This window comes from Streptomyces sp. NBC_01515 (assembly GCF_045040345.1).
GTDB lineage: Bacteria > Actinomycetota > Actinomycetes > Streptomycetales > Streptomycetaceae > Streptomyces.
Genome location: NZ_CP109416.1, coordinates 3,152,785 through 3,168,138 on the forward strand (window position 1 = coordinate 3,152,785; position 15,354 = coordinate 3,168,138).

Genomic DNA, 15,354 nt, shown 5'->3' on the forward strand with positions numbered 1-15,354 from the left:
GTCACGGCGGCCGGGGTGCCCTTCCGCACTTCGACTCCCCTACAGCATCAGCCTCTTGTGCCCGCGTCAGCCGGCCAGGACCTCCAGCAGACGGTCGACGTCCTCAGCGGAGTTGTAGAGATGGAAGGCCGCCCTCAAGTTCCCCGCCCGGTCGGAGACTTCGACCCCGGCCGCGCTCAACTCGCCCTGCCGGTGGCCGAGTCCGGGCACGGACACGATCGGTGAGCCGGGGGCCGCCACCGGTTCGTGCCCGAGGGTGTCGAGGCCCGCGCGGAAGCGGTCGGCGAGGGTCAGGTCGTGGGCGCGTACGGCGTCGACCCCCAACTCCTCCAGCAGCGCGAGGGAGTGGCGGGCACCGGCGTAGGAGAAGAGGGCCGGGCTCTCGTCGAACCGGCGGGCGGAGTGGGCGAGTTCCTCGACCGGGCCGTAGCAGCTGTCCCAGGGCGCCTCGCCCGCGACCCAGCCGGCGAAGACCGGGTTGAGGCCGCCGAGGTCCTCCGGGGTGACCAGGAAGGCGACCCCGCGCGGGCAGAAGAGCCACTTGAAGCCGACGGCGGAGACATAGTCGTAGGCGTCCGCGTCGAGGTCGAACCAGCCGGCGGCCTGCGACGCGTCGAGGTACGTACGCGCCCCGTGTTCGCGTGCCGCCGCCCGGAGCGCGGGCAGGTCGGCGATGCGGCCGTCGGCGGACTGGGCGGCGCTGACCGCGACGAGCGCGGTGCCGGGGCGTACCGACTCGGCGATCCGCTCCAGCGGGACGGCGCGCACCTTGAGGTCGGCGCGCATGTGGAAGGGGTTCACGACCGAGCTGAAGTCGGCCTCGGCGGTGAGGACTTCGGCGCCTGCCGGCAGTGAGGAGGCGATCAGTCCGCTGTAGACCGCGACCGAGGCACCGGCCGCGACCCGGCCGACCGGCACGCGGGTCAGGCGGGCGAAGGCGGCGCGGGACGCCTCGACGTCGTCGAACATGTCGGTCGGTGTGCCGACCGCGGCGGCCTCAATGGCGGTGTGCATCGCCGTGACCGTGCGGGTCGGGAGGAGGCCGGTGCTCGCGGTGTTGAGGTAGGTGTTCTTCGGGGCGAACTCGGCGCGGACGAGGCTCTCGAAGGTCTCCATGCCACCACTCTGCGGTGCCGAGAAGCCCTCGTCCATTGCGATTTTTTACGTGGATCCGCTAAGGAACGCTTATGGGTCACGGCATGATCGACGGGCGATCGGCCCTGACCAGCGCCTTTTCAGGCCTGCGGTACCGCGCAGCCGTCGGGGCCGCATGCCTCCGCGCCGCCGTCGCCACCAGTGCCGGCCCCGCTGTCGATCAGCTTCAGTGGCGAGTGCTCGCCCCACGCCTGGGTCAGCGCCTGGGCGAAGACCTCGGCGGGCTGGGCGCCGGAGACGCCGTACTTGCGGTCGAGGACGAAGAAGGGGACGCCGTTCGCGCCCAGCTCGGCGGCCTCGCGCTCGTCGGCGCGGACGTCGTCGGCGTACGCGGTCGGGTCGGCCAGCACCTTGCGGACGTCCTCGGCGTCCAGTCCGACGCCGGCGGCCAGCTCAACGAGCCGCTCGTCGTCGCCGAACACGGACCGCTCCTCGGCGAAGTTCGCCTTGTACAGGGCCTGGATCAGCTCGTCCTGGCGGCCCTCCGCCTTGGCGAAGTGGAGGAGGCGGTGCATGTCGAAGGTGTTGCCGTGGTCGCGGTCGCGGGTGCGGTAGTCGAGCCCCTCGGCGGCGGCCTGCGCGCCCAGGTTGTCCTCACCGGCCTGCGCCTGCGCCTCGCTCATGCCGTACTTCTTGGTGAGCATCTTGAGCACGGGCTGGGTGTCGTCCTTGGCGCGCCCCGGGTCCAGTTCGAAGGACCGGTGCACGACCTGGACCCCGTCGCGGTGCGGGAACGCGTCGAGCGCCTTCTCGAAGCGGGCCTTGCCCACGTAGCACCAGGGGCAGGCGATGTCGGACCAGATCTCGACGCGCATTCTTCGGCTCTCTTCAGGACGTACGGGTGAGGGACAGAGGCTCTCTGTCTCCCCCGTGAACGTTCAAGCAGCTCGCTTCATTCCCCCGTCACGACCAGGCGCATCCCCAGGTGATGACTGCCGTCGGCCGGCTCGGCGACCCAGCCCTGGCGGACGTAGAAGGCCTGCGCGCGTTCGTTGTCGACATGTACGTCGAGTACGGCGGTCCGCCGGCCGTCGGCCCGCCACTGTTCGAGGCAGGCCGCGTGCAGGGCCGTGCCGAGGCCGGAGCGCCACTGGTCGGGGTCGACGTGGAACTGGAACAGCGTGACCGTGTCCGCCGGGTCGCCCTCCTGGGTGCGGAAGCAGGCGACGGCGACGATACGGCCGTTCTCGACCACGCACAGCACATGGGCGTCGGGCCGCTCGATGACGCCCCGCCAGGCGGCGAGCCAGTCCCGCCCGTCCTCCGGGACGCCGTCGGGGTAGTACGTCGCCCGGGCCCGCGCGTGCAGCGCGGCGACGCTCTCCGCCTCGGCGGGCAGGGCGGTTCTGATCACCCGGTTCTCGATGGCACGGTCGCTGATCATGCAACCGATGACGTGACCTCGGCCCCGCCGGTTCCCAGGCGGCTGAACTGGGCCCGGTAGGCGCTCGGCGTCAGCCCGGTGCGGCGGACCAGGTGGCCGCGCAGGGAGTCCGCCGTGCCCAGGCCGCAGGCGCGGGCCACCTGGTCCATGGGGAGGGCGGTGGTCTCCAGGAGTTCCCTGGCCCGCTCGACGCGCTGGTGGAGCAGCCACTGCAGGGGGCTTACGCCGCTCTCGGCATGGAACCGGCGGGTGAGCGTGCGGACGCTGACGCCCGCGTGCCGGGCCAGGTCGGTGAGGGTGAGCGGCCTGTCGAGGTTGCGCATGGCCCAGCCGCGGGTGTCGGCGCAGGCGGTGCCGCGCTCGGGCGGCAGCGGGGTCTGCGTGAACTGGGTCTGCCCGCCCGGCCGTACGGGTGCGACGAGGGCGAGGCGAGCGACCTCGTTGGCGACGGCGGCGCCGTAGTCGGTGCGGATGATGTGCAGGCAGAGGTCGATGCCGGCGGCGTATCCGGACGCGGTCAGGAACTGGCCGTCCTGGACGTAGAGGACATCGCCGGTGAGGTCGACCTCCGGATAGCGCCTGCGCATCTCCTCCGCCTGGTTCCAGTAGGTCGTGGCCCGGCGGCCGTCCAGGAGGCCGGCTTCGGCCAGGGCGAACGCGCCGCTGCAGATGGAGGCGATGCGCTTGCCCGCGGCGGCGGCCTCGCGCAGCGCGCTCACCGTGCGCGGATCAGGCGTGTACCGGTGGCCGGTCCCGACGACGAGGACCATGTCCGCGTCCCGCACGGCGTCGAGGCCCTGCCGTACGTGCAGGTCGAGGCCGCCCGTGGTGGGCACGGGACCCGGTTCCGGGGCGCAGATGACCGTCTCGTAGCCCGGCTCCCCGTCGATCTCGACCCGTTCGAACAGCAGCTCCGGGATGGCCAGGTTGAACATCGAGACGGGGGTCGCCGCGACGACGGCGACCCGACGGGGACGGCCGGGGCGGCCGGACTGGGTCATGGCCAGAACCTCCGGGTGTATGGCGTTCCGGCCACTACTCTACGGCGTCGCACATCCGCAGCATGGACGCATGACAACGCCCGCGCCGACGTCCGCCACCCAACTCACGCCCCGCACCGGCGATTTGAAGAATCCCTCCCCCACCCTCACCCTCACCGCCGCCCTCCTCGGCTTCGCGCTCATCACCCTCGACGCGTCCGTGGTGAACGTGGCGCTGCCGTCGATCGGGACCGCGCTGGGCGGCGGGATGTCGGGGCTGCAGTGGGTGGTCGACGCGTACACGCTGTCCTTCGCCGCGCTGATGCTGTCCACCGGCGCCTTCGCGGACCGGGCCGGGGCGAGCCGCGCGTACGCGATCGGCATCACGGTCTTCACCCTCGCCTCGGCGGCCTGCGGCCTGGCCCCGAACCTGCCCGCGCTGATCGGCGCCCGCGCACTCCAGGGCATGGCGGCGGCCGTGGTCCTCCCCGCCTCCCTGTCCCTCGTACGACAGGCCTACGCCGAACCCGTCAAGAGGGCGCGGGCGGTGGCGACCTGGGCCGCCGGCGGCGCGGTGCCGGTGGCCCTCGGCCCGGTGGCCGGCGGTGTGCTGACCACGCTCTGGGACTGGCGGGGCATCTTCTTCATCAACCTGCCCCTGGGCGCGACGGCACTCGCCCTGCTGCTCCGGGCCCCCCGCTCGGAACGCCGCCCCGCACCCCTGGACCTGCCCGGCCAGCTGACGGCGGTGATCGCCCTCACGGCGGTGACGTTCGCGGTGATCGAGCGCGGGGGCACGGGACTTGGGGCCGCACTCGTCGCGATCCTCGCCGCCGCGGCGTTCCTCCGCGTCGAACGGCGCCAGTCGCACCCGGTGGTGCCGCTGGCCCTGTTCCGCAACCGCACGGTGTCGGTGGCGGTCGCGACGGGCGCGGCGTGCAGCGTCGCCTTCTTCGGCCTGACCTTCGTCTTCGCGCTCTTCTTCCAGCAGGTGCAGGGCCGTTCGGCGTTGTACGCCGGCCTGATGTTCCTGCCGATGACCGGTCTGATCCCGCTGACGAACATCGTGGCGGGCAGACTGGCGGCCCGGTACGGCGCCCGACTCCCCATGCTGGTAGGGCAGTTGCTGGCCGCACTGGGCGCACTCGTCCTGCTGTACGTCGACGCGGGCACGCCGCCGCTCCTGGTGGCCGTACTCCTCGTACCGATGGCCCTGGGCTGCGCCCTCACGGTCCCACCGCTGACCGCCGTGATGATGGACGCGGTGGCGGCGGAGCGTGCGGGCCTGGCGGCCGGAGTCCTCAACTCCGCACGTCAGGTGGCCGGCGGCCTGGGCATCGCCGTGTTCGGGGCGCTGGTCTCCGCCGACTTCACGGCCGGCCTGCGAGAGAGCCTCGCGATCAGCGCGACCCTCTTCACGGTGACGGCCTTCCTCAGCTTCCGTCTCGCAGATCGTCCGGCCAACTGGGCCTGAACTCAAGGTGGTCGTACGTCACGACACACCCCTCCCCCATCGGCGACTGCGTCATGAACCCGACGAGCGCATCGCCGGTCTCCTTCTCGTCACCGAGGGTGAAGAGCCGGATGAATATCCACCGCTTCCCGTCCCGAGAGGCATGAAAGGCAAACGCCCGCCCGGTCCGACTGACCCGCAGCCACACCGAACTACCGTCCACGGCAAAGGAGTTGGCATCATCCGAGTGCCCCCGAGTGACCACCGTGCAGACGGTGGGCACATCGGGCGAGTACTCCAAGCAGAGCTTGGCCCAAGCCCGCTCTCCGACGTGGACGTACAGCACCCCGGCGTCAAACGACCCCGCGAACCCCACGGTGACGCGGGCTATGAGCTGAAAGTCCCCGTGCGGCGCCCCGAGAAGTCGAGGCGCATCGGAGGCGGGGTCCAACCCCTCCCCGGTGGGCGGAACGAACCGATCCTGCCGAGGCCCGGCCCACCCACTGAGCACACCATCGTCGTACGACCAATGCCCGTCAGGCCCGTAAGTCCGGAGGGGAAAGGGCAGTTGGGAGAGTTCCAAGTCCATCCACTCATCATCTCAGGCCAAGGGGATGTCCTTTAGGGGCGCGGGGCTGTATCGATTTGCGGCTCCGCCGCGTGGGCGCGACCAGCCACAACGGACGGTCAGACCGAAGACCACCGCACCCCAACGACGCTACCGCTCCAGATGCCCGTCATAACGCCGAGGCAGCCCCAGCGGATTACCGTCCCGCAACTCCAACGGCAGCAACGCTTCAGGCGTGTTCTGGTAAGCCACAGGCCGCAGCCACCGCTCAATAGCCGTACCACCAACAGAAGTTGAGGTGGAGGTCGTGGCGGGGTAAGGCCCCCCGTGATGCTGCGCGGGCGCCACCGCAACCCCCGTAGGCCACGCATTGACCAACACCCGCCCGGCCAACGGCGTCAGCTCCGCCAGGATCTCCACCCCACGCCCCTCCCCGGCCGCCTCCCCCGCCGACAGATGAACCGTCGCCGTAAGATTCCCGGGCAGTCGCGACAACACGGCGTTCGCCTGCGCGTCATCGTCGTAGCGGGCCACCACGGTGACCGGACCGAAGCACTCCTCAAGAAGCAGGTCGTACGCCCCCTCGGACACCAGCTTCTCCGCCGGCACCGTCAGGAATCCGGGACTCACCGTGTGCTCACTGCCCGCCCCCGGCGTCACCGGCGACTCCACCTCGGGCAACCCGGCCCGCTCGGTGACGCCCGCGAGGAAGTTGTCGCGCATCCGGTGGTCCAGCAGCACCCCGGAGTCCGTGTCGCTGACGGCATCGGTGAGGGACTTGACCAGCCCGTCCCCCGCGGAGCCGGACGGCACGAGCACGAGACCCGGCTTCACGCAGAACTGGCCGACGCCCAGGGTCATCGAACCGGCGAGCCCGGTGCCGATCGCCTCGGCCCGCTCGGCGGCAGCGGCCTCGGTGACAACTACCGGGTTCAGGGAGCCCAGTTCGCCATGGAACGGGATCGGGACCGGCCGCGCCGCCGCCGCGTCGAACAACGCGCGACCGCCCCGCACGGAACCGGTGAACCCGGCCGCCGAGACCAGCGGGTGCTTGACCAGTTCGACGCCCGCCTCGAAGCCGTGCACCAGGCCGAGGACGCCGGCCGGGATGCCCTGCTCGGCGGCGGCCCGGCGCAGCACGCTCGCGACCAGCTCGGACAGGCCGGGGTGGTCGGGGTGCGCCTTGACGACGACCGGGCAGCCGGCGGCCAGCGCGCTCGCGGTGTCGCCGCCGGGGACCGAGAAGGCGAAGGGGAAGTTGGAGGCCGAGTAGACGGCGACGACGCCCAGCGGCACCTTGTAGCGGCGCAGGTCCGGGATCGGCGGAGTGGCCGTGTCGTCGGGGTGGTTGATGACCACGTCGAGGAAGGCGCCCTCGTCGACGATGTCCGCGAAGGCCCTCAACTGGTAGCAGGTGCGGGCGAGTTCGCCGTTGAGCCGGACCGGGCCGAGCGCGGTCTCCGCGTCGGCGACCTCGACCAACTGGTTCTTGGCCGCTTCGAGCTGGTCGGCGGCACCGCGCAGGAAGGCGGCCCGGACCGTACGGTCGGCGAGCGAACGCCGTGCCGCGTGCGCGGCGCGGACGGCGGTGTCCACCTCCTGGGCTGTGGCCTCCACCGCAACCTGTTCACGCTGCTTCCCGGTTCGGGGGTCGACACTCCAGACTGGTGCTGCTGCCACCGCGGGTCCCTCCACACATGTAATGCCGCAGTTCTGGGTCATTCACCAAGGTCGTTCGATATGCTGAACGCTGTCTCTGATGATGAATATGCTCTCGGAGACTATTTCCCGTCGAACGAAGGGGTCAAGGGCGATGTCGGCAGGCGAGACAGGCGGCGGGGCACAGGTCAAGTCCGCGGTGCGGACGGTGGAGCTGCTCGAATACTTCGCGGGCCGGCCCGGTATGCACTCCCTCGCGTCGGTCCAGGAGGCCGTCGGATATCCCAAGTCCAGCCTCTACATGCTGCTGCGCACGCTCGTGGAACTGGGCTGGGTGGAGACGGACGCGACGGGCACGCGGTACGGCATCGGCGTACGGGCACTCCTGGTGGGCACGTCGTACATCGACGGCGACGAGGTCGTGGCGGCGGCCCGTCCGACGCTGGACCGGCTCTCCGACGACACCACGGAGACCATCCACCTCGCGCGCCTCGACGGCACGAACGTGGTCTACCTGGCCACCCGCCAGTCCCAGCACTATCTACGGCCCTTCACCCGCGTCGGCCGCCGCCTCCCGGCGCACTCGACCTCGCTGGGCAAGGCGCTGCTGAGCACCTACTCCGACGAGCAGGTCCGCAAGATGCTTCCGGAGACGCTGCCCGCGCTCACCGAGCACACGATCACCGACCGCGAGAAGCTCATCGAGGAACTCCACCAGGTCCGCGACCAGGGCTTCGCCGTGGACCGCGAGGAGAACACGCTGGGCCTGCGCTGCTTCGGCGTCGCGATCCCGTACCGCACCCCCGCGCGGGACGCGATCAGCTGCTCGGTGCCGGTGGCCCGGCTGACCCCCGCGCACGAACAGATGGTGAAGGACGCCCTGTTCGACGCCCGTGACCGACTGACCCTCGCCACCCGGAGGCTCTGAACCATGCAGGTCGCGCTCCGTCCCGTCCACGACAGTGATCTGCCGGTCTTCTTCCGGCTGACGAACGACCCCGAGTCCGTCCGGATGGCCGCCTTCACCGCGAAGGACCCGACCGACCGGGACGCCTTCGACGCCCACTGGAAGCGCATCCGCGCCCTGCCCGGCGTGCTGAACCGCACGATCCTCGCCGACGGCGACGTGGTGGGCAACGTGGCGGTCTACGGGGACCCGGACGAGCGCGAGGTGACCTACTGGATCGACCGCGCCTACTGGGGCAAGGGCATCGCGACGGCCGCACTGCGCGACCTCCTGGCCGAGGCGCCCGAACGCCCGGTGCACGCGCGCGTGGCGGCCGACAACGAGGGCTCGCGGCGCGTGCTGGAGAAGTGCGGGTTCCGCGTCACCGGAAACGACCGGGGGTTCGCGAACGCGCGGGGCGAGGAGATCGACGAGCTGGTGCTGACGCTGAGTTCGTGAACACTCGCCGAGTCGGCTTCATGAGCGCTCGATGAGAAAAGCGCCGTAAGGGAACGATTCGTTCCCGTCGGGTCGTCTTCAGAGCGGGATGAACAAGACGATCAGGCGCACCTCCGTCTTCGTACTGCTCCTCGTTCTCGCCCTCCTGCTGCGGGCGACCTGGGTGCAGTTCTACGACGGCCAGGCACTCGCGGACGACAAGGACAACCGGCGGAACGCGATCGAGACGTACGCGGACCCGCTCGGGAACATCATCGTGGCCGGGAACGCGATCACCGGCTCGGCGCGGACGGGAAGCAGCAGCGACCTCGCGTACAAACGCACGTACACGGACGGCAAGCTCTACGCGGCGGTGACGGGCTACGCCTCGCAGAGCTATGCGCCGACACAGTTGGAGGGGATCTACGCCGATCTCCTCGACGGCACGGACAGCGGCCTGAAGACCGCCATGGACACGGTCACCGGCGAGCGGGCCGCCCCGGGCAACGTGGTCACGACGATCGACCCGGATGTGCAGAAGGCGGCGTACGACGCGCTCGGCGACAAGAAGGGCGCGGCCGTCGCGATCGATCCGACGACCGGCAAGATCCTCGCCGTCGTCTCGACCCCGTCCTACGACCCGTCCGCGCTGACCGACGCCGATACGGCGGCGTCGGCCTGGAAGCAGCTCAACGCCGACTCCGACAAGCCGCTGACCAACCGCGCGCTGCGCCAGCCGCTGCCGCCGGGGTCGACGTTCAAGCTGGTCGTGGCGGCTGCCGCCCTTGAGGACGGCCTGTACTCCTCGGTGGACGAGAAGACGACGAGCCCCTCGCCGTACACCCTGCCGGGCACGGTCACGAAGCTCACGAACGAGAGCTCCTCCGCGCCCTGCACGAACGCCTCGATCAGGGTCGCGCTCCAGTACTCGTGCAACACCGTGTTCGCGAAGATGGCCGTCGACCTGGGCCAGGACAAGGTCAAGGCGATGGCCGAGAAGTTCGGCTTCAACGACGACAAGCTGGACATCCCGGTGCGGGCGTACCCGAGTGTGTACCCGTCGAACATGAACAAGTCGTCCACGGCCCTGACGGGCATCGGCCAGTACGACGTGACCGCCACCCCGCTCCAGATGGCCATGGTGTCCGCAGCCATAGCCAACGACGGCAAGCTGGTCTCCCCGCACATGGTGTCCGAGACCACCGACAGCGGCGGCGATGTGGTCCACAACTACGACGACAGCACGACGACGCAGCAGATCGTCAGCTCGCGCACGGCCCGGCAACTCCAGTCGGCGATGCAGACGGTCATCACGGACGGCACGGGCACGAACGCCGAGATCGCGGGCGTGACGGTCGGCGGCAAGACGGGTACGGCCCAGCACGGCGAGAACAACGACCAGTCGCCGTACGCCTGGTTCACCGCGTACGGCAAGTCCGACTCGACGGGCAAGCAGGTCGCGGTGGCGGTCCTGGTGGAACAGTCCGACGCGGCAAGGTCGGAGATCAGCGGCAACGGCTTGGCTGCCCCGGTGGCCAAGGCCATGATGAAAGCGGCCTTGCAGTAACGCCGTTGTCTTTCAGGGGCGCGGGGAACTGCGCGACCAGCCACGACGTACCGTCGGCCGACCGCGCAGCGACCTCTACTTCTACTTCACACCCAGAATCTGCTCCACAGGGTCGATGGCGAAGTACACCAGGAACAGCGCGGACACCCCCCACAGCAACCAGTTGACCTCCTTCGCCTTACCGAGCACCGCCTTGATCACGACGTAAGAGATGAACCCGGCACCGATCCCGTCAGTGATCGAGTACGTGAACGGCATCGCGGCGATGGTCAGGAACGCCGGAATCGCGATCTCGTACTTGTCCCAGTCGATGTGCTTGACGTGGGTCATCATCAGGAACCCGACGGCGATCAGCGCGGGCGCGGCGGCCTGAAGCGGCACGATCGTGAGCAACGGCGTAAGGAACAGCGCCAGCCCGAACAACCCCCCGGTGATCAGATTCGAGAACCCGGTCCGCGACCCCTCACCGACCCCGGACGCCGACTCGATGTACGCGGTGTTGGAGGACGCGGACCCGATCCCGCCGGCGACGGCGGCCGCCCCGTCGATGAACAGGACGCGACCGATGTTCGGCACCTGACCGTCGTCGTCCAGCAGACCGGCCTCCGCGCTGATACCGACGATCGTGCCCATCGCGTCGAAGAAGTCCGACAGGATCAGCGTGAAGATCAGCAGGACGACGGTGATCGCGCTGGTCTCGCCGAACGCGCCGAACAGGCTGAAGTGGCCGATGAGTCCGAAGTCGGGCGCGGCCACGATCTTGTCCGGCACCTTGGGGGTCATCAGGCCCCAACTCTTGATGTCGGCAACGGAGTTGATGATGATCGCGAGGACGGTCATCGTGACGATGCTGATCAGGATCGCGCCCTTCACCTTGCGGGCGAACAGCGCGATGGTGAGCAGGACACCGAGACAGAAGACCAGAACGGGCCAGCCGGTGAGATGACCGACGGCGCCGAGCTGTACGGGGACGGTGGTCTCGGCGGCGTCCGGTATACGACTGACGAAGCCGGCGTCGACGAAGCCGATGAACGCGATGAACAGGCCGATGCCGACGCCGATGGCCTGCTTGAGCTGTTGCGGGATCGCGTTCATGATCGCCTCGCGCAGCCCGGTGAGGACCAGGACGCAGATCAGGACGCCCTCGATGACGACGAGGCCCATCGCGTCGGGCCAGCTCATCAGCGGCGCCAACTGGAAGGCGACGACGGCGTTGAGGCCGAGGCCCGCGGCGATGGCGAGCGGCAGGTTGCCGCCGACGCCCATGATGACCGTCATCACACAGGCCACCAGGGCGGTGGCGGTGACCAGTTGGCCGGTGTCGAGGGTGTGCCCGAACTTGTCCTTGGCGCTGCCCAGGATGATCGGGTTCAGGACGAGGATGTAGGCCATCGTGAAGAACGTGGCGAAGCCGCCGCGTATCTCACGGCCGAAGGTGGATCCCCGTTCGGAGATCTTGAAGAACCGGTCGACACCGTTCGCCGCCGGTGGTGCGGCACTTGGCCGGTCGGGCACCTTCTCTGACTCGGACATGCGGGTACTCCTCGTGGCTTCAATGATCGGTGCGCGGATGCTGGCTGGATTGTTCCCGCGTTGAACCTGTTTCAGGTTTTCCCCGTGTTACGGAATCGAGGTCGGCCCGCGAGTCCGTGGTCGACTGACCAGACACTGTTCGAAGGTCCCTACCAGACCGGCCAGTTGGTCACTGCTACGCTTCCGGATCTCGCGGGGGTCATCCCCGAACAAACACGTGTCATCTACATGACACACACAAACCGCAGCGAGGAGAGGTCCGCCGTGGGCACAGTCGTCGACGACGCCGCCTCCGAGGAGTTCCACGCCTTCTTCGAACGCCACTACGCCGAACTGTCCCGGCTCGCCCACCTGTTGACCGGTGAGGCGGACGCCGCCGACGATCTCGCGGCCGACGCGCTCCTCGCGCTCTGGCACCGCTGGGACCGCGTGCGCGCCGCCGACCATCCCGCGGCCTACGCCCGTGGAGTCGTCGCCAATCTGGCCCGCACCCGGATCCGCAGCGCGGTGCGCGAGCGACGGCGGGTCGCCCTGTTCTGGTCGCAGCGCGAGGAGAAGACCGAGAACCCGGACGTGGCCGGCGTGGTCGACGTCCAAGAGGCCCTGCGCAGGCTGCCGTTCCGCAAGCGGGCCTGTGTCGTGCTGCGGCACGCGTTCGACCTGTCGGAGAAGGACACCGCGCTCGCCCTCGGTGTTTCCGTCGGTACGGTTAAGAGCCAGACGTCGAAGGGCATGGCCGAGCTGCAACGTCTGCTCGGCCCGCAGAGTCCCCCGCTGCGGATGCACGCGGCGCTGGCACGCGGCGGCGAGACCGGAGGGAGGACCCGATGAGACACCAGGACGTGCACGACGACGAGTTGATCGCCCGGCTGCACGAGGCGGCCGAGGCACACGAACCCGACCGCTCCCGCATCCTGGCCCGGCTCGAACGCGGCATGGCCGCACAGTCCGGCCCCGACCACCGGTACACCCGGCCGCCCGTGTTCGGCTGGGTGCGGGTGGTCAGCGCCACGGCCGCGGTGGCGAGCGTCCTCGCGATCGGCGGCTACGCGGTGGCGTCCGCGGTGAAGAACAACACCCCCGCCGAGCAGACGGTGTCCGTCTCACCGACGCCGACGCCCACTCCATCACCGGACGCGACGAGCCGTACGCCGGTCAAACCGGTTGCCCCGAGCCCGAGTTCGGGTTCCGGCGACACCTCGCACAGCTCCCCGAAGGCGAGCACCTCGCCGACGAAGTCCCCGACCACCTCCGCATCCACACCCGTGCTGCCGGCCGCGTCCGGTACCCAGGACGGCCCCCTCTGGTCGGACGGTTCGATCGACCCGGGCAGCAACGACTTCTGGGCGCAGAGCGACGTCACCCTGAAGACGACCAAGCAACTCACCGCGCTCACCGTCCAGTTGAAGGTCAAACAGACCGGCGGGGTCACCTCGTCGGGCGCCTGGCGCTCACTGCCCGAGCAGGACTTCACGCAGACGGTGACGGAGCGGGACGGGTTCCTGGTCTACACGTGGGTGCTCAAGAAGGGCCGTACGGTCGCGGTCGGGGACTGGGTCTTCGCCGGTCAGTACAACCATGCGCGCGGCGACCGGGACGCCAAGGACGACAGCTACTCGGCGGCGGGCACGGCGGCCGGCCAACAGCTCGCGGTGAAGGGCGACTTCGCGGCACAGAAGTCGTAGAAGGAAGTGTCGTACAGGAAGCACCTCACCCGTAGGCGGGTGCTCGGGGCCGCCGCGTTCGGCTGCACCGACGACGGCTCCAATTACGTGATCACCACGGGTTCCTGCCGCGGAAACAACCACACGTTCGTTTTCAACGTCCCTTCCAGTGCGTGCAGTTCGGATACGACGCACTACAACGTCCTGAAGATCAATGTCGTCAGTGGTTCGACGGGCTCGGGCTTCCTCAGCCCAGGCACGTCGTTCGACTGCATAGACCTGCTGACCTGAGCCCCCCTCGGTCAGCAGAGCGACGCCCCCGCCGGTGACGATCGGCGGGGGCGTCGCGTTGGCCCCTGGATCTCAGGGACTCGTGCGCCCCGGTGTCCGGACACGCAGAGCCTGGACGGACCAGTCGAAGACGGGGGCGAGACTTTCCGGTGCCGTCCAACCGTTGACCACCGCGAGCAGCTGGAGATATCGCTCCCTGCGGGGGTCGTTGACTCTCTCCAGCCGAGTCGCGAGCCGGTGGCGGAGCTCGATGCCGTCGGGACAGCCGAGGAGCTGCGCGTAGTGCGCGGTGAACGCCGCGACGAAGGGATCGGCCTGAGGTGAGGCCGGGTCGATGCCGACGGTGAGGGCCGGGCCGGCCTGGTCACGGACGACTGCGGCGATGTCGCGGGTCGGGACCGTGGTCTCGCCCCTGGCCTGCTCGGCTGTCTGGTCCTCGGCCATCCGCCGCACGGAGGCGCGGAAATCCGGGTCCAGGGACAGTTCGGCCAACTCCACCCACGCCTGGACCTGTTCGGCCTCCGGGTTGTCGGGCAGTTCGGGGGTCATCGAGCGCATGACCCCGGCGAATGCGGGGGCGGCGGCGCCGAGACCGCCGAATGCGGCGTCGAGGAAATCGCCGATCAGACGTCGGCGTTCGTCCTCGGAGAGCTGGGCCAGCCGGTGCATGAGTTCCGTCTCCTCAGGTGTGGACCCGCGCTCGGCGACCGCCGTCAGCACCGCGTGCCGCAGTCGCAGGACGCGGATCTGCACCGCCAGCGCATCGGCGTGCGCCGCGGCGACCTCGGGCAGCGAGAGCTCGCGGTCCACGACCTTGCGGATCGTGGAGAGGTCGAGTCCCAGCTCGCGCAGGGTCCTCACGAGGTCCAGGCGTGCGACGGCGTCGATGCCGTACAGGCGGTAGCCGGCCGGGCTGCGGTCCGTCGGCGCCACGATTCCGCGATCGGAGTAGAACCGAACGGTCTTGACCGTGAGCCCGGTCCGCCGAGCGAGTTCACCGATCGGGTAGAGCGTGTCGCCGTCCATGCCGCCCACCTTTACGTCTCCCCCTACTGGAGACTCAAGCCCCTTCCTGAAGGAGTCGGCGGTTCAGGAGGGGGATTCGTCGGCGTCGCCGGGGCATGCTGGTGGTTCCAGGCGTGGGCCGGGAGGTGCTGGGATGCGGTGGTGGGCCGGGGGATGGATGGTCGCCGTGGCGGTTGTCCTGGCGGGGTGTCACGCGTCGGAGGGCGGTGGTTCGGTGGGAGGGCCGTCGGAGAGCAGCGGTTCGGCGCGACCGTCGGCCAGTGCGTCGACGCACACCTCGGGAGTGCCGACCGCGGGAAGCCCGTCGGCGTCCGCCACCAGTTCCTCCGCTTCGCCGGCGAGCTGTGCCGCCGGTCACACGGAGGTCACCGTCAGCCCTGGCGACGCGGTCGTACGGCGCATCTGTGTGCGGCCAGGGACCGTGGTGTCGCTCGTCCTGCGGCCTCGCCCGGACGACAAGCGGTGGACGGCCGTGCGGAGTTCCGCGCCGGTGTTCGTCCTCGCATCCGGGTGGCGGGCGGACGCGGACGGTACGGCCCATGCCTCGCTACGGTGCGCGGGGGCAAGGGGCGGTACGACGGACGTCACCGCGTCGGCGAAGGCACCGGACGTGGCCGGTGCGGCGCGGGTCGCCTTCACCCTGCGCGTGAGTGTGGTGCCCTACACGACGCAGGGGTGACCCCGGAACCC

The 15,354-nt window shown here is 69.8% G+C and carries 16 protein-coding genes and 1 pseudogene; 8 read left to right on the forward strand and 9 right to left on the reverse strand.

Annotated elements, in window-relative coordinates:
• Positions 1–66: 66 nt before the first annotated feature.
• From OG407_RS13945 to OG407_RS13960, 4 genes are all read right to left on the reverse strand, one after another.
• On the reverse strand, positions 67–1,152 hold the full coding sequence (locus tag OG407_RS13945; protein WP_405858084.1) for an aminotransferase class V-fold PLP-dependent enzyme: 1,086 nt from the start codon (positions 1,150–1,152) through the stop codon (positions 67–69).
• A gap of 83 nt (positions 1,153–1,235) precedes the next feature.
• Positions 1,236–1,970, reverse strand: coding sequence for a DsbA family oxidoreductase (locus OG407_RS13950; protein WP_405858086.1), 735 nt, complete (start codon positions 1,968–1,970; stop codon positions 1,236–1,238).
• Positions 1,971–2,047: 77 nt separating this feature from the next.
• Entirely contained in the window at positions 2,048–2,539 is a 492-nt protein-coding gene (locus tag OG407_RS13955) for a GNAT family N-acetyltransferase (protein WP_405858088.1), read from the reverse strand.
• On the reverse strand, positions 2,536–3,540 hold the full coding sequence (locus OG407_RS13960) for a GlxA family transcriptional regulator (RefSeq protein WP_405858089.1): 1,005 nt from the start codon (positions 3,538–3,540) through the stop codon (positions 2,536–2,538). Before OG407_RS13960 ends, OG407_RS13955 begins: the two co-directional genes overlap by 4 nt.
• Before the next feature lie 70 nt (positions 3,541–3,610).
• On the opposite strand from OG407_RS13960, the gene OG407_RS13965 reads away from it, so the two are divergent.
• Positions 3,611–4,993 carry an MFS transporter gene (locus OG407_RS13965; RefSeq protein ID WP_405858091.1) on the forward strand — a complete coding sequence of 461 codons (1,383 nt, stop codon included), beginning with the start codon at positions 3,611–3,613 and terminating at the stop codon, positions 4,991–4,993.
• Here OG407_RS13965 and OG407_RS13970 read toward each other — a convergent pair.
• Both OG407_RS13970 and OG407_RS13975 read right to left on the reverse strand, forming a co-directional pair.
• Positions 4,953–5,561 (reverse strand): DUF1349 domain-containing protein, encoded by a 609-nt coding sequence (locus tag OG407_RS13970; protein ID WP_403601521.1) that lies wholly within the window; start codon positions 5,559–5,561, stop codon positions 4,953–4,955. The genes OG407_RS13965 and OG407_RS13970 overlap by 41 nt on opposite strands.
• A 129-nt stretch (positions 5,562–5,690) precedes the next feature.
• A complete protein-coding gene (locus OG407_RS13975) occupies positions 5,691–7,220 on the reverse strand; it encodes an aldehyde dehydrogenase (NADP(+)) (RefSeq protein ID WP_405858092.1) in 1,530 nt (509 codons plus the stop codon).
• Positions 7,221–7,353: 133 nt separating this feature from the next.
• Between OG407_RS13975 and OG407_RS13980 the strand changes: the two genes are divergently transcribed.
• The 3 genes from OG407_RS13980 to OG407_RS13990 all read left to right on the forward strand — a co-directional run bounded on the left by OG407_RS13980 (position 7,354) and on the right by OG407_RS13990 (position 10,150).
• On the forward strand, positions 7,354–8,127 hold the full coding sequence (locus OG407_RS13980) for an IclR family transcriptional regulator (protein ID WP_366494305.1): 774 nt from the start codon (positions 7,354–7,356) through the stop codon (positions 8,125–8,127).
• A 3-nt stretch (positions 8,128–8,130) separates the two neighbouring features.
• A complete protein-coding gene (locus OG407_RS13985; protein WP_405858095.1) occupies positions 8,131–8,604 on the forward strand; it encodes a GNAT family N-acetyltransferase in 474 nt (157 codons plus the stop codon).
• 88 nt (positions 8,605–8,692) lie between these two features.
• A complete protein-coding gene (locus OG407_RS13990; protein ID WP_405858097.1) occupies positions 8,693–10,150 on the forward strand; it encodes a peptidoglycan D,D-transpeptidase FtsI family protein in 1,458 nt (485 codons plus the stop codon).
• An 81-nt stretch (positions 10,151–10,231) separates the two neighbouring features.
• Here the strand turns inward: OG407_RS13990 and OG407_RS13995 are convergent, their stop codons facing one another.
• The gene (locus tag OG407_RS13995) at positions 10,232–11,683 is read right to left on the reverse strand and encodes an NCS2 family permease (RefSeq protein ID WP_405858099.1); all 1,452 of its coding nucleotides are present in this window, start codon (positions 11,681–11,683) and stop codon (positions 10,232–10,234) included.
• A 264-nt stretch (positions 11,684–11,947) separates the two neighbouring features.
• On the opposite strand from OG407_RS13995, the gene OG407_RS14000 reads away from it, so the two are divergent.
• From OG407_RS14000 to OG407_RS14010, 3 genes and pseudogenes are all read left to right on the forward strand, one after another.
• Positions 11,948–12,514, forward strand: a complete 567-nt coding sequence (locus tag OG407_RS14000; RefSeq protein WP_328684118.1) for a SigE family RNA polymerase sigma factor — start codon at positions 11,948–11,950, stop codon at positions 12,512–12,514.
• Entirely contained in the window at positions 12,511–13,368 is an 858-nt protein-coding gene (locus tag OG407_RS14005) for a hypothetical protein (RefSeq protein ID WP_405858101.1), read from the forward strand. Before OG407_RS14000 ends, OG407_RS14005 begins: the two co-directional genes overlap by 4 nt.
• Positions 13,369–13,458: 90 nt before the next feature.
• A pseudogene (locus OG407_RS14010) lies at positions 13,459–13,638 on the forward strand (rhamnogalacturonase B precursor); the annotation flags it as partial.
• A gap of 72 nt (positions 13,639–13,710) precedes the next feature.
• Here OG407_RS14010 and OG407_RS14015 read toward each other — a convergent pair.
• Positions 13,711–14,664: a MerR family transcriptional regulator gene (locus OG407_RS14015; protein ID WP_405858103.1), complete on the reverse strand. Its 954-nt coding sequence runs from the start codon at positions 14,662–14,664 to the stop codon at positions 13,711–13,713.
• A 189-nt stretch (positions 14,665–14,853) separates the two neighbouring features.
• Positions 14,854–14,982: a hypothetical protein gene (locus OG407_RS14020; protein WP_405858105.1), complete on the reverse strand. Its 129-nt coding sequence runs from the start codon at positions 14,980–14,982 to the stop codon at positions 14,854–14,856.
• A gap of 106 nt (positions 14,983–15,088) precedes the next feature.
• Between OG407_RS14020 and OG407_RS14025 the strand changes: the two genes are divergently transcribed.
• Positions 15,089–15,343, forward strand: coding sequence for an acetyl-CoA synthetase (locus OG407_RS14025; protein WP_405858107.1), 255 nt, complete (start codon positions 15,089–15,091; stop codon positions 15,341–15,343).
• Positions 15,344–15,354 lie beyond the last annotated feature (11 nt).